Raw genomic sequence first — 16,708 nt, forward strand, 5'->3', positions numbered from 1 at the left:
ACTGTCTACGCGCGGTGACACCCCTGTCGACGCGCTCCGAAAATGCCCTGAAGTGTGCTCGTGAGTCGGCGCTCCCCACCGCGCATGACCCATTGACCCGAGCTCGATGAGCCAACTATTGAGTACGACCGGGCTGTAAACCACACTTAAAGGGTCTCGTTTTGACAACATCGGCGGGCCGCGCTTGCCTTATATCCGGACAAAGTAAGTGCAGACAGACACGCCCGAAACGGACTGTTAACACAACTTCCGGAGAACGGTGTCCGAAATACGGACACACGGTGCGGGAAAACGGGTTGACGAACGGCCCGGCACCACGCGGAATCCGCGGGTGCCGGGCCGTCGTCATGACAGATCGTCAGGCGCTGCGCCGGATGTCCGGATGCTACGTCAGCCGTGCTTGGCGCGGGAGGCCGCGCGGCCACGCAGTTTCTGGTCCAGGACGACCTTGCGGATCCGGACCGTCTCCGGGGTCACCTCGATGCACTCGTCGTCGCGGCAGAACTCCAGCGACTGCTCCAGGGAGAGCCTGCGCGGCGGCACGACGTTCTCCGTGGTGTCCGCGGAGGCGGCGCGCATGTTGGTGAGCTTCTTCTCCTTGGTGATGTTCACGTCCATGTCGTCGGCGCGGGAGTTCTCGCCGACGATCATGCCCTCGTAGACCTCGGTGCCGGGGTCGGTGAAGATGACCCCGCGCTCCTGGAGGTTGACCATCGCGAACGGCGTCACGGAACCGGCGCGGTCCGCGACGAGCGAGCCGTTGTTACGGGTGCGCAGGTCGCCGAACCACGGCTCGTGGCCCTCGAAGATGGAGTGGGCGATGCCCGTACCGCGGGTCTGCGTCAGGAACTCCGTACGGAAGCCGATGAGGCCGCGGGACGGGACGATCCACTCCATGCGGATCCAGCCCGAGCCGTGGTTGGTCATGGTCTCCATACGGCCCTTGCGGGTCGCCATCAGCTGCGTGATGGCGCCGAGGTGCTCCTCGGGGCAGTCGATCGTCATGCGCTCGATCGGCTCGTGCAGCTTGCCGTCGACGTGCTTGGTGACCACCTCGGGCTTGCCGACGGTCAGCTCGAAGCCTTCCCGGCGCATGGTCTCCACGAGGATCGCCAGCGCCAGCTCACCGCGGCCCTGGACCTCCCAGGCGTCCGGGCGCTCTGTGTCCAGGACGCGCAGCGAGACGTTACCGATCAGCTCGCGGTCGAGGCGGTCCTTGACCTGGCGGGCGGTGACCTTGTGGCCCTTGCCGCCCTTGCCGACCAGCGGCGAGGTGTTCGTACCGATGGTCATCGAGATCGCGGGCTCGTCGACCGTGATCAGCGGCAGCGCGATCGGGTTCTCCGGGTCGGCCAGCGTCTCGCCGATCATGATGTCCGGGATACCGGCGATGGCGCAGATGTCACCGGGGCCGGCCTTCTCGGCCGGCTTGCGGGTCAGCGCCTCGGTCATCAGCAGCTCGGTGATGCGGACGTTGGACATCGTGCCGTCACGCTTGATCCACGTGACGGTCTGGCCCTTCTTCAGCTCACCCTGCTCGACGCGGCACAGCGCGATACGGCCGAGGAAGTTGTCGGCGTCCAGGTTGGTGACGTGAGCCTGGAGCGGCGCGGACTCGTCGTACTCCGGGGCCGGGACGCTCTCCAGGATGGTGCTGAAGAACGGCTCCAGGTTCTCGCTGTCGGTGGGGACCGTGCCGTTCTCCGGCTTGGTCAGCGAGGCGATGCCGTCACGGGCGCAGGCGTAGACGATCGGGAATTCGATCTGGTCCTCGTCGGCGTCCAGGTCGAGGAAGAGGTCGTACGTCTCGTCGACGACCTCGTCGATCCGGGCGTCGGGACGGTCGGTCTTGTTGATGCAGAGGATCACGGGCAGGCGCGCGTCGAGCGCCTTGCGCAGAACGAACCGGGTCTGCGGGAGGGGGCCCTCCGAGGCGTCGACGAGCAGCACGACCGCGTCGACCATCGACAGGCCTCGTTCGACCTCGCCGCCGAAGTCGGCGTGGCCGGGGGTGTCGATGATGTTGATCGTGATCACATCACCACCCGACTTGGGGTGGTACTTCACGGCCGTGTTCTTGGCCAGGATCGTGATGCCCTTCTCACGCTCCAGGTCGTTCGAGTCCATCATCCGGTCGTCGAGGTGCTCAGCGGCGTGCGCGGCGAACGCGCCGGCCTGCTTCAGCATGGCGTCGACCAGAGTGGTCTTGCCATGGTCGACGTGGGCGACGATGGCGACGTTACGGATGTCGTGGCGCGTGGGCATGCTGGCTGGCGCTTCTCTCGATCGTGGGATGCGGCGTTTCGTCGTACCGCCCGCCGGGCGGACACGCCACGGCTCGTCCCATGGTACGGGCCTGGCGCACCAAGGGCTTCCCGGTCCGATCGCTGGGGCTGGATACCGGTGGTTCAGGGGGGCGTGAGGGGGTGGCGCGAGGAGTGCTGAGGAGGTGCTGAGCTGCCCGGGTCAAGGCGGTACGAGCTTGCCCGCCGACAGCCCGGCGGGCAAGCTCGCGATGTCCGTTCTGGGCTGATCATTCCGCTCTGATCAGCGACTTCGTCTGGTATTCCCGCGGCGGCTGTTACTTCTTCCCCGGAATTTCAGTTCCGGCCCGGAACCCGATGTCCTGGTAGCGCGGGGTGGCGAGGCCGAAGGCGCCCGCGTTCGCGAGATTGGACCTGGCGGCCACCAGCTGCGGCCGCTGGTAGAGCGGAATGGATCCCGCCGCGGCCCAGATCCTGGCGTCCGCCTTCTTCAGGAGAGCGCGGGAGGCCTTCTCGTCCAGCTCACCGGCTGCCTGGTCGAACAGCTGATCGATGTGATCGGTTCCGACGCGGGTGTAATTCTGCTCCACCACGAGCGAGCCGTCGGAGGCGGGCACGGGCTTGGCGTAGATCGGCCGTCCGTCGGTCGCCGGGTAGGCGCTGGCGGGCCAGGAGTAGAGGGCCAGGTCGTAGTCGCCGGAGGCGATGTGGTCCTTGAAGTAGCTGTCGTCGTCGACCTTGATGATCTGGGTGCCGATACCGACATGGTCCAGCATCCGCGCGATCCGCTCGCCGACGGCCCGCAGCGACTCCGAGCCTTCGCCGGCGGGGAGCACGAAGCGCAGCGAGAGGGCCTTGCCGTTCTTGCCGAGCGGAGCACGCGGGCCGGCGGCGGGGGCGGCCGTACCACGTGGGGCGTAGGCGCCTGCCATGCCTCCGGGCTTCTGGTCCTTGGGATCGGAGCCGGGGGCCCTGGCGGGCTTGTTGTCGTCCTCGTCACCGTCCTCGGCCTCGGCCTCGTCGGAGGCGGAGGCGGAGGGCTTCGCGGAGGTGGACGGCTTGGCCGAGGCAGTCTTGGTGCCGGCCGCCTTCTTCTCGGCGTCCTTCTTCTCCGCGTCCTCCTTCTCAGCCTTGTCGGTCTTCTCGGCCCCGGGTTTCCTGCTCTCGCCCTCGCTGCCCGCCTTGGTACCGGCCGGGAGCTTGACGGCTCCGCCGGGCGTCCAGCCCGCGTCGGTCAGCAGGGCCTGCGCCTCGTGCGTGTTCTGGTCGCCGAGTGCGTCGCTGCTGTCCGCGTACGCCTGCTGACCCGCCAGCGCCAGGTGGCTGCCGAGCGGGTGCGCGGGCAGTCCGAGCGGCCCCAGCACGAACCGGGCCAGCTCCTTGCGGTCGAGCGCGCGGGCCACGGCCCGCCGTACCCTGTCGTCCACGAGCGGTCCCGACTCACCGTTCAGCGCGAGCTGTGTGTACGCGGGCGCGAGCGACTTGCGGATCACGTAACCGTGCGGCCCGCGCTGCCCCGCCGCGTACGGTCCGAGCGCCACCGGATGCCGGTCGGCGGGCTGGGCCGAGGCCTTCGAGTTCGAGGGCGCTGGGCTGGGCACCACGGCCCAGGCGTGCAGCGAGGGTCCCGGGGAGGCGCCGGGACCCTGGGCGAGCGGCTGCCCGGCTCCGCCGGCCGTGCCCTTGCCCCCGTCGAAGATACGGTCCGCCGCTCCGCTGTCTACGTCCGCGAGATCGAGATCGCCGGCCTTCACGGCCCTGGCGCGCTCCTTGCCGGAGACCGCTCGCAGGAGGATCGAGTCGAGCTTGGCGGGCGACCCCCACCAGCGCGGGTTGCGGACGAGTGCGGCCTCCTTGCCCTTGCGGTCCACTCCCTTGAGCAGGAAGGGGCCCGCCGTCGCCTTCAGCGTGGTCCTGGCGCCGTCGTTGAAGGAGTTCGCGGTACCCGTCACCTGCTTCGGGTACAGCGGGGTGAAGAGGGACTTCCAGTCCGCGTAGGGCTTGTTGAAGGTGACCCGCACCTCCAGGTCGTCCGCGCCGCGCTCGATCTTCTCGATCCGCTCGTAACCGGCGTTGCGCGCGGTCCAGTACGAGGAGTCCTTGCCGCGCAGCGCCTGCCACTGGGAGACGAAGTCGGGCGCCCCGATCTCCCGTCCGTCACTCCAGACCGCCTGCTGGTTGAGCTTGTAGACGACTACCTGCTTGGGCTCACGGTCCACTGTCTTCGCGGACTCCAGGTAGTCCGGATTGAGCTGCGGGCGGCCGCCGCCGTCGAGTGTGTAGAGGGCGGGAAGCACGGCGCCGGCGATGCGGGAGGTGGAGGCGTCGGCGTCCGCCTGGAAGGCGTTGAGCGTCGCGGGCATGGTGTCGACCGCCCAGCGCAGCGTGCCGCCCTGCGCGACCTCGTCCCGGGCCGCGGGCGCGATGTCCGCGGGGGCGGCCTGCGAGCCGCCGCCGTCCTTGTCCGAGCTGCACCCGGACAGGGCGGGCAGGGCGAGTACACCGGTGGTGAGGAGCGCGACGGAGCGGAGGGTCCGGGAGCATGTCCTCCCGCGTGGGGCACCGACGTGGGACATGGCTTTACCTCTTCGTCCTGATTGTGGAATTTAGGGATGATCACACCTATTGCCCACCCACTGAAGAGGACGAAAAGAGGATGGACGCGGCGACACGGCGCGACGGCGCCCAAACGCCACCCATGCGGCGCAACAGCACCACCGGCACCCCGGGACGGCGAGCCGAATCGGCCCGCGCCCGTGCCCCGGGAGCCGAAAGCCCCTAGAGACGGACCGAAACCCTTGTGAAGGCCGGGTGTGACACGCAACACTCTCAGGCGCATACAGAGACCTCCGGGGCCTGCTTCCCCGGACCCCCGCATGCCATCCGCGACAGCGGAAGTGAGGACTTTTCATGTCCCTGCAGGAAGAACTGACAGCGGTCCGCGGCTGCATCGACGACCTGGTCCGCACGGTCGGACGGCTGGAACGGACAGTCGCCGAGCTGCGCGGGACGGAGGCCGGGTCCCCGCCGGCCGGCCGTGCCACCTCCCTGGTCAGCATCCCCGACACCCCGTACGACACCGCGCTGTGGACGGACTCGGACGACGAGGGCCTGGGCGTACGCGACCGGCGCGCACCCTGAGCCGCACCGGTACGGAGAGTCCGGCTCCATTCCTGAACACCGGCCCTGGGAGAACTCGTTGGCCACCGGCACCCAACCTCCACCAGACAGCACGGGCTTAGGCGGCAGGGGCGTACGCGCTACCGGCGTACGCGGCCCCACCCGCGCATCCATCGCCGCCGGCCACCTGCGGACCGACCGCTGGTGGCTGGCGCCCGCCGGAACCGCCGCCGGGCTGCTCGCCTTCATCGTGTACTCGACCTGGCGGGCGTTCGTGCAATCCCACTACTACGCGGCGCCTTACGTCTCACCGTTCTACTCGCCCTGCGTCGCGGACAATTGCGCGCCGATGCGGCACGGCCCCAACTGGGATCTGTTCGGCAGCTGGTGGGGCCTGTCGCCCGCGCTGCTCATCCTGATCTTCCCGCTGGGCTTCCGGCTGACCTGCTACTACTACCGCAAGGCGTACTACCGGGGCTTCTGGGCCTCGCCGCCCGCCTGCGCCGTCGCCGAGCCGCACACGAAGTACAGCGGCGAGACCCGCTTCCCGCTGATCCTCCAGAACATCCACCGGTACTTCTTCTACGCGGCGCTGCTCGTCGCCTGCGTCCTGACGTACGACACGGTGCTCTCCTTCCGCGACGAGACCTACGCCTGGGGCCATATGGGCCTCGGTTCGCTGGTCTTCGTCGTGAACATCGTGCTGATCTGGGCGTACACCCTCTCCTGCCACTCCTGCCGGCACGTCATCGGCGGGCGGCTGCGGCACTTCTCCGCCCATCCGGTGCGCTACCGGCTCTGGGGCTGGGTCGGCAAGCTGAACAACCGCCATATGCAGCTCGCCTGGGCGTCCTTGATCAGCGTCGCCGTCTGCGACTTCTACGTCTACCTGCTCGCCACCGGGACGTTCGCCGACCCCCGCTTCCTCTAGGGCCTGTCTGCCCCGCGACGCCCGGCACGCACGCTCACCGCATTGCCGGAGTCGCCCGAGTGCGGCCAGTACACGAGCGATCCTCCGCCTTGCGATCGCACGCACCGAACGCCGCGTGGCCCGCCCTCCGGGCGGACGACGCTACTTCCGCAACACGACCCAGGGGGCTCCGTACATGACTCGACTCGACCGCCAGGAATGGGACGTCGTGGTGGTGGGCGCGGGCGGCGCCGGGCTGCGGGCCGCCATCGAGGCGCGCGAGCGCGGCGCCCGTACGGCCATCATCTGCAAGTCCCTTTTCGGCAAGGCCCATACGGTGATGGCGGAGGGCGGGATAGCCGCTTCCATGGGCAATGTGAACTCCGGCGACAACTGGCAGACGCACTTCCGCGACACCCTGCGCGGCGGAAAGTTCCTCAACCAGTGGCGGATGGCGGAGCTGCACGCTCGCGAAGCACCGGACCGCGTATGGGAGTTGGAGACCTGGGGCGCGCTCTTCGACCGTACGGCCGACGGCCGGATCTCCCAGCGCAACTTCGGCGGCCACGAATACCCGCGCCTCGCGCACGTCGGCGACCGCACCGGTCTGGAACTGATCCGCACCCTCCAGCAGAAGATCGTCTCGCTCCAGCAGGAGGACTTCCGGGAGTCCGGCGACTACGAGGCGCGCCTGAAGGTCTTCCAGGAGTGCACGGTCACCCGGGTGCTGAAGGAGAACGACCGCGTCGCCGGCACCTTCTGCTACGAGCGGGAGTCCGGGCGCTTCTTCGTCCTCCAGGCGCCGTCCGTCGTGCTCGCCACCGGCGGCATCGGCAAGTCGTTCAAGGTGACGTCCAACTCCTGGGAGTACACGGGCGACGGGCACGCGCTGGCCCTGCTCGCGGGCGCTCCGCTGCTCAACATGGAGTTCGTGCAGTTCCATCCGACCGGGATGATCTGGCCGCCCTCGGTCAAGGGGCTGCTCGTCACCGAGTCGGTGCGCGGCGACGGCGGGGTGCTGCGCAACGCCGACGGCAAGCGGTTCATGTTCGACTACATCCCCGATGTCTTCAAGGAGAAGTACGCGGAGACCGAGGAGGAGGGCGACCGCTGGTACGAGGACGCGGACAACAACCGCCGCCCGCCTGAGCTGTTGCCGCGTGACGAGGTCGCCAGGGCCATCAACTCCGAGGTCAAGGCGGGCCGCGGCTCTCCGCACGGCGGTGTGTTCCTCGACGTCTCGACCCGGATGCCCGCCGAGGTCATCAAGCGCCGGCTGCCGTCGATGTATCACCAGTTCAGGGAGCTGGCGGACGTCGACATCACGACGGAGGCGATGGAGGTCGGACCCACCTGCCACTACGTGATGGGCGGCGTCGCCGTCGACTCCGAGACCGCCGCCGCCCCCGGTGTGCCGGGCCTCTTCGCGGCGGGCGAGGTCGCGGGCGGGATGCACGGCTCCAACCGGCTCGGCGGCAACTCCCTCTCCGACCTCCTGGTGTTCGGGCGGCGGGCCGGACTCCACGCGGCCGGGTACGCGACCGGGTTCGGCGCGGGCGAGCGCCCCGCCGTGGACGAGACCCAGATCGACGCGGCCGCGACCGAGGCGCTGCGCCCGTTCAGCGCCGAGACCCCGGGGCCCGACGAGGAGAGCGGGAAGCCGCCGGAGAACCCGTACACCCTGCACCAGGAACTCCAGCAGACGATGAACGACCTGGTCGGCATCATCAGGCGCGAGGCCGAGATGGAACAGGCACTGGAGAGACTGGCCGGTCTGCGCGTACGGGCCGGGCGCGCCGGAGTCGAGGGGCACCGGCAGTTCAATCCGGGCTGGCACCTCGCGCTCGACCTGCGGAACATGCTGCTGGTCAGCGAGTGTGTCGCACGGGCCGCCCTGGAGCGTACGGAGAGCCGCGGCGGCCACACCCGCGAGGACCGGCCGGCCATGGACGCCGACTGGCGCCGGGTGAACCTGCTCTGCCGGCTGACCGATCCCACGGATGATCTCGCGGCCTCCGGTCCGGCGCAGGGCCGGATCACCCTCACCCGCACGACGACCGAGCCGATCCGTCCCGACCTGCTCGCCCTGTTCGACCGGGAAGAGCTGGCCAAGTACCTTGCCGCAGAGGAGCTGCACGAGTGAGTACGAGCGCTTCCACCACCTATGAGGCCGCCTTCAAGGTCTGGCGCGGTGACGCCGGCGGCGGCGGACTGAAGGACTTCACCGTCGAGGTGAACGACGGGGAGGTCGTTCTCGACATCATCCACCGCATCCAGGCGACCCAGGCCGCGGATCTGGCGGTGCGCTGGAACTGCAAGGCGGGCAAGTGCGGTTCGTGCAGCGCGGAGATCAACGGCCGTCCACGGCTGCTGTGCATGACCCGGATGTCGGTCTTCTCACGCGAGGAGACGGTCACCGTCACGCCACTGCGCGCGTTCCCCGTGATCAGGGACCTGGTGACGGACGTGTCCTTCAACTACCAGAAGGCGCGAGAGGTACCGGCGTTCGTGCCGCCGCCGGGGGTGGCGGCCGGTGAGTACCGGATGCAGCAGATCGACGTGGAGCGCTCGCAGGAGTTCCGTAAATGCATCGAGTGCTTCCTGTGCCAGGACACCTGCCACGTGGTGCGTGATCACGAGGAGAACAAGACCGCCTTCGCCGGACCGCGATTCCTCATGCGGGTGGCCGAGTTGGACATGCATCCGCTGGACGCGGCCGGGGAGTCGGGGCTCGACCGCAGGAAGACGGCGCAGGACGAACACGGCCTGGGCTACTGCAACATCACCAAGTGCTGTACGGAGGTGTGCCCCGAGGGCATCAGGATCACGGACAACGCCCTGATCCCGCTGAAGGAGCGGGCGGTGGACCGCAAGTACGACCCGCTGGTGTGGCTGGGCGACAAGATCCGGCGGCGCGGCGAACGGTGACCGGAGGCAGAGCTCGCGTCCGGGCCGGACGCGGGCCCTGCCTCGTACGCGCCCGCGGACTCAGCCGAGCAGCTTGATGATCGCGTCGGTGGTGTCCGTCTCGCCGAGGCGCGGGAAGATCTTCTCCACGGCGTTGCGGTGTGCGCTCTCGTCCATGTCCGTCACGGCGTCCACGGCGACGGTGACGTTGTAGCCGTGCTCGTAGGCGGCGCGGGCGGTGGATTCGACGCCGATGCTGGTGGCGGCGCCGGTCAGCACGACCTGCGTGACGCCCTTGCGGCGCAGCTGGAGGTCGAGGTCGGTGCCGTGGAAGGCGCCCCACACCTGCTTGGTGACCACGATGTCGCTGTCCTGCCGGCCGAGGCCGGGGGCCAGGTCGGCCCAGTCGGCGGGCAGCTCACCGCCGGCGCCTCGCGAGTTCTCCGTACGGCCGGGGGCACCGCCGGTGACGCGTACGAGTACGACCGGCAGCCCCTTCTCGCGGAAGGCGGCGGCGAGCCGGCCGGAACGCTCGACGATGTCGGCCGCGGTGTGGGGCTGGGCGGAGGGAATGCGGACGATGCCGTTCTGGAGGTCGACGACGACCAGGGCGGTCCGGGGATCGAGAGTGGTGGCGCTCATGGTGCTGCTCCTGCGGTGTGCGGTGGGGGCGGAGAGTGCGGAGGGTCGGAGAGGGGAGTCATGAGCCCGGGGGCCGGAAGGCCTGCTGCTCGGAGGGGAGTTGAACGGACGGAAGGCGGAACGCGGTTGCTGCGGCGGCTACTTCTCGACCAGCCGCTGAAGGAGCACCACGGCGTCGGCCAGCACCCGGCGTTCGGCGCCGTCCAGTTCGGAGGCGATCGCCTCCGTGAGCCAGTCCTTCTTGGCGGCGCGCACTCCGTCCAGCGTGCGGCGGCCCGCCTCGGAGACGGACACGACGGACTGCCTGCCGTCGTCGGGGTCGGGCGAGCGCTCGGTCATCCCCCGTTCCTCCAGGGCGCCGAGCGTCAGCCGCATGGACTGCGGCCGTACGTACTCGGCGCGGGCCAGCGCGGCCGTGGTGGCGGGCCCCTCCCTGACGAGCCGCGCCAGGACGGACCGCTGGGTGGGCGTGAGCCCGCCGTCGGGCGAGGCCGACCGCAGCCGCCGTATCAGGGTGCCGACGACGGCGCCCATGTCGACGGCGACTTGCTCGGCGGTCGGATCTCCGGCCTGTTCTGACATGCCCCGAGCCTAAGAGATAGACAGGCAATCTTGCAAGGCTTCCTGTCTATCTCGTAGGAGCTTCCGCCGGCCCTACTTCCGGCACCCGGCCGGCGCGCAGCCCCATCCCTTGCGATAGGCGGTCCAGTCGGCCTCCGAGGCCGCGAAATCGACGTAGAGCGCGACCCCGAAGCGCTCCCGGTCGCGATCCGTGCGCCCGAGCCCGAGGCGCACGCCGTGGATCGCGGCCGCGGCCGTCTCCGCGTGCCCGTGGTGGCTCATGTCGTCCTCGTAGTAGAACGGCAGGCCCATCAGCAAGTCCGTTGACCCGGAGGTCACTTCGAGCGCGAGCGTGGTCTGCTGGGCGACGTATCCGCCGTACAGGCTCTGGAGCGGCATGGCCGTGTCGTACGACATGACGGCGACCTGGTCGACCCGGCGCGCGACCTCGGCGAAGAACGCCTGCGACCACCATTTGGGATGTCCGGTGGTAAAGCCCCTGACTGAGTGCAGCCCGGGCAGCGGGTCGATCTGGTGCGCGGCGACGGAGAGCGGCACGTCCCGTGACCGGGTGAGGTCGCGCAGGTCGTCGAGGAGCGAGAGGTAGTCGCGGTCGCCGGAGTGCAGCGGCTCCAGGTCGAAGTGGACGCCGTCGAAGCCCGCGTCCAGGATCTGCCGGGCGGAGGTCACAACGGCGGAGCGGGTCGCGGCCCGCTCCAGGCGCAGGCCGTCCGGCTTCTCGGTGGCCAGCTCGTCACCGAGCCAGGCCTGCACGCGTACGCCCGGGATCACGCGGTGCACGGCGGCGATCAGCCACCGGGCGCGCGGGTACGCGGCGGTGGGCAGGGTGCCGTCGTGCTCCAGCGGCCCGGCGTGGACGTACAGGTCGCGGATGCCGGTCCCCTGGATCCGTCGCGCGAACGCGGCGAGATCCGCGTCCTTCTTCCGGCCGTCGACCCAGGCGTGGCCCAGCCAGATGGCGTCACGGCCACGGGTCCGCGTGCCGTCCTTGAGGTCGCCCGTGTCACTGACCCGCAGGGCGACGGCGCCCGCGACGAGGGGCACGACCAGCAGGACGGCGAGCGCCGACGCGAGGCGCTTGGGCCACCGCGCGCGTGGGCTCCCCCAGCCCCGTCTCAGCATCCGGCCGAATCCGCGCAGCTGTGCACGCATGACTGCCCCTCCCCCTCGGGCCTGTCCGACAGAACCCGATCCCTGAACCGCTGAACTGAGTGAGCTGCCCTTCCACTGCGAGCCCCAGGCCCCCCTGGGCACAGCAGCCACAGGCTATGCGGCGTGCCCTGCGGTCGCGAACGCCCGTGAGCGGACATAGCCTCCCGAATGTGACGCCCTCACCGAGCTGTGACCGGACCCGGACGTACCGAGCCGCCCTGACCGCGCTGACCGTACTCATGGTCACGGCCGGGTGGCTGGTCGTACCGGGGGCTCAGGACTCGCAGGCGGCCGGCCCGGGCAGCGGCAAGGCCGCCGGCGCCGCGGCCAACCTGGTGCTGCCCATCGCCGTGGCGGTGGCGGTGGCGGCCGCGGCCGCCTACACGTACCGCAAGCGCAGGCACCGGGCGGCGACCCGTACGACACCGCAGACCGGCGGCCGCGAGCAGGAATGGCGGCGGCGACAGGGCTGAACGGCGCCCGGGACACGGGGAACCAGCCGGCCCCCGCGAAGCGGAGAACAAGCGGAGAACCGTGTCCGGGCAGGGCGCCCGTGGCGTCAGAACATGCTCAGCAGCTGCTCCACGGACGGTTCGGACATGGAGTCACCGTCCGGCAGGGCGAGTTCGAACCAGACCGTCTTGCCCCGTGGCGTACGGCGCGAACCCCAGGCCGCGCTCAGCAGCCCGACCAGCTGGAGCCCCCGGCCGCCTTCGTCGGTGTCCCGGGCGCGCCTGCGCCTCGGCTGCACCAGACCCGCGTCCCACACCTCGCAGACCAGTGTGCGGTCGCGCAGCAGCCGGACCCTGATCTCGCCCTCGCCGTAGCGCATGGCGTTGGTGACCAGCTCGCTGACCAGCAGTTCCACCGTGTCCACCAGCGGTTCCAGATCCCAGGCGAGCAGCTGGCCGCGGGCCAGCTCCCTGGCCCGGCCCACCGAGCGCGGCTCGCGCGGCAGCCGCCAGTCGCCGACCGCCTCTGTGGACAGACCCTGAATCCTGGCCATCAACAGCGCGATATCGTCCTCGCCGTGCCGGGTGTCGAGCGTGTTGAGCACGTGGTCGCAGACGTCCTCCAGCGGACGTGAGCTGTTGGTGAGCGCCGAGCGCAGGCCCGTCAGCCCCTCGTCCAGCGGGTGATCCCTGGATTCGACGAGCCCGTCCGTGTAGAGGGCGAGAAGCGCGCCCTCCGGCAGGTCCACCTCGACCTGTTCGAAGGGCTCGCCTCCGACGCCCAGCGGCATGCCGGGCGGCACGTCGAGCATGAGGGCCTTCTCGCCCGGCTCCACGACCACGGGCGGCAGGTGACCGGCGTTGGCGAACGTACAGCGCCGGGTGACCGGGTCGTACACCGCGTAGACGCAGGTCGCGAGGTAGACCTCGGAGAGGTCGGCGTCGCGTGAGCGGTGGGCGACGCGCGAGGCCTGCTGGGCGCCGCTCGGGGTGCCGAGGCCGCGGGCGATCTCGTCGAGCGCGGAGAGCACTTCCGCGGGTTCCAGGTCGAGCAGGGCCAGGGTGCGTACGGCCGTGCGCAGCTCCCCCATGGCGACGGCGGCCCGCAGGCCGCGCCCCATGACGTCCCCCACGACCAGGGCGGTGCGGTGGCCCGGCAGTTCGATGACGTCGAACCAGTCGCCGCCCACTTCGGTCGCGGTGTTGCCGGGCAGATAACGGCAGGCTATGTCGAGGCCGGCGGCCTCGGGGTCGCCGGGCGGGAGCAGGCTGCGCTGGAGGATCAGCGCGCGCTCGTGTTCCCTGCGGTAGAGCCTGGCGTTGTCGATACAGACGGCCGCGCGGGCGGCCAGCTCGACGGCGAGCGCCCTGTCCCGTTCGCCGAAGGGCTCGCTGCCCTTCGTCCTGGAGAACTGGACGAGTCCGACGACGGTGTCGTGCGCCATCATCGGCACGGAGAGCGTGGAGCTGACGAGGCTGCCGACGGCGCCGGGAATCACCTGCACGCGCGCGGTGCGCAACGCGTTCGCGTTGAGCGAGCTGAAGGGGTAGCGGTGAACCGCACCGACCTCAGGCGGTTCGTGTCCGCCGGCCGCCTCGCCCTCGGGCCCCGGCAGCGGAGCGTCGGAGACGGCGCTCGCGAAGGCGACCCTGCGCAGGCGCGCGCTGCCGCCGCCGGTTTCAGATCCGGAGGAACCCCAGCGTCCGGGCGGCGCCTCCTCTCCGGTGAGCAGGGACTGGTAGAGGTCGACGGAGGCGAGGTCGCAGAAGCCGGGAACGGCGACGTCGAGCAGTTCCCGCGCGGTGGTCTCCAGATCGAGCGAGTTGCCGATCCTGGCGCTCGCCTCGTTGAGCAGCGCGAGGTTACGACGGGCGCTGGCGGCTTCGCGGGCGGCGATATGGCGGCGGGTGACATCGAGGCTGAGCCCCGCGACCCCGAGGGGCCGGCCTCCCGCGCTGTTCACGCGGTAGAGGCTCATGGCCCAGTGCCTGCGCTCGTCGGTGCCGGGCACGGTGCCCACGATCGGGAGTTCCGTGACGGAATCGCCGGTGGCCAGCACGCGCTTGAGCGCGGCGGTCAGCCGGTCGGCCTCGGGCCGGGCGAGATAGTCGTACGCCGTGCGGCCGCGGTGCCCCTCGACCGTGCCGCCGTAGACGGTGGCGAAACGTTCATTGACGCGCTGCACCGTGAAGTCGGTCCCGAAGAGCATGAAGCCGAAGGGAGATTGGCCGAAAATGGCCTGCGCCGAAGCGAGATCCGTCTCGATCCCGCGCAGCGCGTGGACGTCGACCACGATGCAGACCGCGCCGCGCTCGCCCCGATCGGTCTCGCTGGGCATCACATAGATCTCGGCCAGGCCCGTCGTCCCGGCCCTGCCGGTGGCGTCGGACATACCGCCCACACGGACGTTGCCTGACGCGTTGCCGGACGTTCGGGCATTACCGCCTGTACGGGCATTGCCAGCCGTACGGGCATTACCGGCTGTACGGGCCGCTGGGCCCTTCCGCGCCGATCCGGCCTTCCCGTCTCTGCCGGCGCTCCCGTCCCTTCCGGCTTTCCTGTCCTTTCCGGCCCTCCCCTGCGCATCTGCCTCATGGGGCGCACCGACCACACCCCGCATGCCGGGTATGCCGGACGCCCCGGATATGTCAGGCGCGTCCGTCCGGCCGGGCACCTGGAACGGCACCAGGCCGGTCCATTCCTTGCCGTCAAGAATCTCGCTCATCTTGCGATGCCCGCGCGGGCGCAGGTCAGCGGGCATGAAGACCTCGACCGGGTCCTTGCCCCTGACGTCCCGCGCGTCGATCCCGAACAACTCGGCAGCCCGGGCACTCCACTGATCGACCAGGCCGTCCGGCCCGATCGAGAAGGAAGCCACCCGGATGTAGTCATAGAGAGAGCCGGGCGGACTGCTCTGCCATACGACGTCGCCCGCCGTCCCAGATATTTCGCTCACGCGACCGTCCCCTCCAGCTCACGCACCGGACCGGCCATGTCCGCAGTATTCAGCACTACGGTCCCAGCCGACACGGCGTTCACGATCACAGCACGGTCTCGTTCTTTTTGAGCCGAGCCCGACGTGATCGTTGTCCCTCCACACTTCTAACCAAGGAGGGGCAGCTCGAACCACACGGTCTTACCCGTCTTCCCGCGCCGCGTGCCCCAGCGCCGCGCCGAACAGGCCACGAGCTGAATGCCCCGACCGCCCTCGTCCTCCGGTCCGGGGGCGCGCGCGGTGGGCGCATCCGGAAGTGGATCGGAGACTTCCACCCTCAGGTCGCCCGTCTCACGGATGGTCAGCCTGAGCCCGATCGGACCGGACGCGTGCCGCAGGGAATTGGTCATCAGCTCGCTGACCAGCAAGACAGCCACCTCGCCGACCGCGACAGGAACGCCCCGCGCGCGGAGCGCGTCCTGAACGGCATGACGGGCACCGCGCACCGCATCGGGCTCCGCGGGGAAAACCCACTCGGCGCGCGCGCCCTCTGCGTCGGTCAAGCCGTCCACTTCCCCAGCCCGGCGGCAGACCCGTGTACCCCGGTCGAGGTGGGTCAATCCATGACATACCACGCATTCGAGAGGGGCTATCTCCACGGCGGGCGCACAGTGGCACGAACGGCGTACGGAGTACGCGTACGGGGCGCAGGGGGCGCGGGGTGCATCAGCCCCCGCCACCCGTCATCCGGCCGAATCCGACAGGGCGCCCCCTGTCCCGCGCGTCCCCGTCCCCTGTGCTCCCGCCGACTCGGGCGCTCCCGTCCCGCGCGCCCCCGGCTCGCGCAATCGCCGGACGGCCTCAGCCACGGCGGGGCGGTCCTGGTCGAGCCAGTCCACCGTATGAACGTCGCCCGGGGCGAGCCAGCGCAGCATGTCGTGATCCTCCAGCGGACGCGGCTCGCCCGAGAGCAGCCGGACCATCCACACCTGGAGGACATACCCGGGCTTCAGCGGCCACTCACCGGGAATCCGTTCGACCGGCTCCGCTTCCACGCCCAGCTCTTCACGCAGTTCACGGACGAGCGCCTGCTCCGGCCGCTCGCCCCGCTCGACCTTGCCGCCGGGCAGCTCCCAGCGGCCCGCGAGCTCGGGAGGCGCGCTGCGGCGGGCCGCCAGCAGTCGTCCTTCGCCGTACACGGCGCCTGCCACCACCACACGATCAGTCATGCGCCGGAGCGTAACTCCAGAGGCGCGTGAGCAGGGGGCGGACGGGCTGTGCGGCGGATCCGCCGGGCCCTCGGGTCGTGGAGACCTCAAGGGCCCGAAAGGTTCTGTGGGTACCAGAAGTACAGAGGCGCTACGGGGTGGTGCTCCTGACGCACTCCACGGAGTAGAGCGGCGTCTTTCCTCGCCTGTCCAGGCTGCTGACGAGCTTTTCCGCTTCGTCCCTCGTGGCGTACGTGCCCACGCGATAGTGATTGTCGGGGTCGTCCTGCCGTATGACCAGCCATGGAAGCAGGACCTTGCTGTCGTTCATCGTGCCCCTCCCGCTGCCGGCCCACATCTCCATGCGGGCCCCCGGAAAACCGCAATCCGCATATGCCCGACCCTACGCCTGACCTTTACACTGCGGAGGCAAGTTTGCGCAAAGAGGTACGCATCAGGCCAATGAAGCGTCGAATACTGGGGGCGCACGCCGGCGCACGCGCTTCCGCTCCCCGCAAACCTACCGAGCGTCAAA

General features: G+C 70.0%; 14 protein-coding genes. 5 read left to right on the top strand and 9 right to left on the bottom strand.

The window, feature by feature from the left end; genetic code table 11:
- Positions 1–390: 390 nt before the first annotated feature.
- On the bottom strand, positions 391–2,265 hold the full coding sequence (gene typA / locus ACIP6N_RS07315; RefSeq protein ID WP_401813627.1) for a translational GTPase TypA: 1,875 nt from the start codon (positions 2,263–2,265) through the stop codon (positions 391–393).
- Positions 2,266–2,581: 316 nt separating this feature from the next.
- The gene (locus ACIP6N_RS07320) at positions 2,582–4,840 is read right to left on the bottom strand and encodes an ABC transporter substrate-binding protein (RefSeq protein WP_401813628.1); all 2,259 of its coding nucleotides are present in this window, start codon (positions 4,838–4,840) and stop codon (positions 2,582–2,584) included.
- A gap of 334 nt (positions 4,841–5,174) precedes the next feature.
- On the opposite strand from ACIP6N_RS07320, the gene ACIP6N_RS07325 reads away from it, so the two are divergent.
- The 4 genes from ACIP6N_RS07325 to ACIP6N_RS07340 all read left to right on the top strand — a co-directional run bounded on the left by ACIP6N_RS07325 (position 5,175) and on the right by ACIP6N_RS07340 (position 9,222).
- A complete protein-coding gene (locus tag ACIP6N_RS07325) occupies positions 5,175–5,405 on the top strand; it encodes a hypothetical protein (protein ID WP_401813630.1) in 231 nt (76 codons plus the stop codon).
- A 58-nt stretch (positions 5,406–5,463) separates the two neighbouring features.
- Complete coding sequence (locus ACIP6N_RS07330) at positions 5,464–6,315, top strand: hypothetical protein (protein ID WP_401813632.1); 852 nt, start codon at positions 5,464–5,466, stop codon at positions 6,313–6,315.
- Positions 6,316–6,490: 175 nt separating this feature from the next.
- The gene (locus ACIP6N_RS07335; protein ID WP_401813633.1) at positions 6,491–8,437 is read left to right on the top strand and encodes a fumarate reductase/succinate dehydrogenase flavoprotein subunit; all 1,947 of its coding nucleotides are present in this window, start codon (positions 6,491–6,493) and stop codon (positions 8,435–8,437) included.
- Complete coding sequence (locus ACIP6N_RS07340; RefSeq protein ID WP_401813634.1) at positions 8,434–9,222, top strand: succinate dehydrogenase/fumarate reductase iron-sulfur subunit; 789 nt, start codon at positions 8,434–8,436, stop codon at positions 9,220–9,222. Before ACIP6N_RS07335 ends, ACIP6N_RS07340 begins: the two co-directional genes overlap by 4 nt.
- 60 nt (positions 9,223–9,282) lie before the next feature.
- Here the strand turns inward: ACIP6N_RS07340 and ACIP6N_RS07345 are convergent, their stop codons facing one another.
- The 3 genes from ACIP6N_RS07345 to ACIP6N_RS07355 form a co-directional block, all read right to left on the bottom strand.
- Complete coding sequence (locus ACIP6N_RS07345; RefSeq protein ID WP_401813635.1) at positions 9,283–9,843, bottom strand: isochorismatase family protein; 561 nt, start codon at positions 9,841–9,843, stop codon at positions 9,283–9,285.
- A 138-nt stretch (positions 9,844–9,981) separates the two neighbouring features.
- A complete protein-coding gene (locus ACIP6N_RS07350; protein ID WP_401813637.1) occupies positions 9,982–10,425 on the bottom strand; it encodes a MarR family winged helix-turn-helix transcriptional regulator in 444 nt (147 codons plus the stop codon).
- 72 nt (positions 10,426–10,497) lie between these two features.
- The gene (locus tag ACIP6N_RS07355; RefSeq protein WP_401813639.1) at positions 10,498–11,577 is read right to left on the bottom strand and encodes a hypothetical protein; all 1,080 of its coding nucleotides are present in this window, start codon (positions 11,575–11,577) and stop codon (positions 10,498–10,500) included.
- Between the two features lie 170 nt (positions 11,578–11,747).
- Between ACIP6N_RS07355 and ACIP6N_RS07360 the strand changes: the two genes are divergently transcribed.
- Complete coding sequence (locus ACIP6N_RS07360; protein WP_401813641.1) at positions 11,748–12,050, top strand: hypothetical protein; 303 nt, start codon at positions 11,748–11,750, stop codon at positions 12,048–12,050.
- 86 nt (positions 12,051–12,136) lie between these two features.
- Here the strand turns inward: ACIP6N_RS07360 and ACIP6N_RS07365 are convergent, their stop codons facing one another.
- The 4 genes from ACIP6N_RS07365 to ACIP6N_RS07380 all read right to left on the bottom strand — a co-directional run bounded on the left by ACIP6N_RS07365 (position 12,137) and on the right by ACIP6N_RS07380 (position 16,504).
- On the bottom strand, positions 12,137–14,986 hold the full coding sequence (locus ACIP6N_RS07365) for a SpoIIE family protein phosphatase (protein WP_401813642.1): 2,850 nt from the start codon (positions 14,984–14,986) through the stop codon (positions 12,137–12,139).
- Between the two features lie 146 nt (positions 14,987–15,132).
- Complete coding sequence (locus tag ACIP6N_RS07370; protein WP_401813643.1) at positions 15,133–15,537, bottom strand: ATP-binding protein; 405 nt, start codon at positions 15,535–15,537, stop codon at positions 15,133–15,135.
- Positions 15,538–15,708: 171 nt separating this feature from the next.
- Positions 15,709–16,194 (bottom strand): (deoxy)nucleoside triphosphate pyrophosphohydrolase, encoded by a 486-nt coding sequence (locus tag ACIP6N_RS07375; protein WP_401813644.1) that lies wholly within the window; start codon positions 16,192–16,194, stop codon positions 15,709–15,711.
- Between the two features lie 130 nt (positions 16,195–16,324).
- The gene (locus ACIP6N_RS07380; protein ID WP_401813646.1) at positions 16,325–16,504 is read right to left on the bottom strand and encodes an SPOR domain-containing protein; all 180 of its coding nucleotides are present in this window, start codon (positions 16,502–16,504) and stop codon (positions 16,325–16,327) included.
- Positions 16,505–16,708: the final 204 nt, after the last annotated feature.

It is taken from the genome of Streptomyces sp. NPDC088725, assembly GCF_044751305.1.
Lineage (GTDB): Bacteria > Actinomycetota > Actinomycetes > Streptomycetales > Streptomycetaceae > Streptomyces.

What these genes read in the sequence shown, in the direction of transcription:
- typA (WP_401813627.1), bottom strand. Translation starts at nt 2,265, where the DNA reads ATGCCCACGCGCCACGACATCCGTAACGTCGCCATCGTCGCCCACGTC.
- ACIP6N_RS07380 (WP_401813646.1), bottom strand. Translation starts at nt 16,504, where the DNA reads ATGAACGACAGCAAGGTCCTGCTTCCATGGCTGGTCATACGGCAGGAC.
- ACIP6N_RS07320 (WP_401813628.1), bottom strand. Translation starts at nt 4,840, where the DNA reads ATGTCCCACGTCGGTGCCCCACGCGGGAGGACATGCTCCCGGACCCTC.
- ACIP6N_RS07345 (WP_401813635.1), bottom strand. Translation starts at nt 9,843, where the DNA reads ATGAGCGCCACCACTCTCGATCCCCGGACCGCCCTGGTCGTCGTCGAC.
- ACIP6N_RS07335 (WP_401813633.1), top strand. Translation starts at nt 6,491, where the DNA reads ATGACTCGACTCGACCGCCAGGAATGGGACGTCGTGGTGGTGGGCGCG.
- ACIP6N_RS07375 (WP_401813644.1), bottom strand. Translation starts at nt 16,194, where the DNA reads ATGACTGATCGTGTGGTGGTGGCAGGCGCCGTGTACGGCGAAGGACGA.
- ACIP6N_RS07350 (WP_401813637.1), bottom strand. Translation starts at nt 10,425, where the DNA reads ATGTCAGAACAGGCCGGAGATCCGACCGCCGAGCAAGTCGCCGTCGAC.
- ACIP6N_RS07325 (WP_401813630.1), top strand. Translation starts at nt 5,175, where the DNA reads ATGTCCCTGCAGGAAGAACTGACAGCGGTCCGCGGCTGCATCGACGAC.
- ACIP6N_RS07355 (WP_401813639.1), bottom strand. Translation starts at nt 11,577, where the DNA reads ATGCGTGCACAGCTGCGCGGATTCGGCCGGATGCTGAGACGGGGCTGG.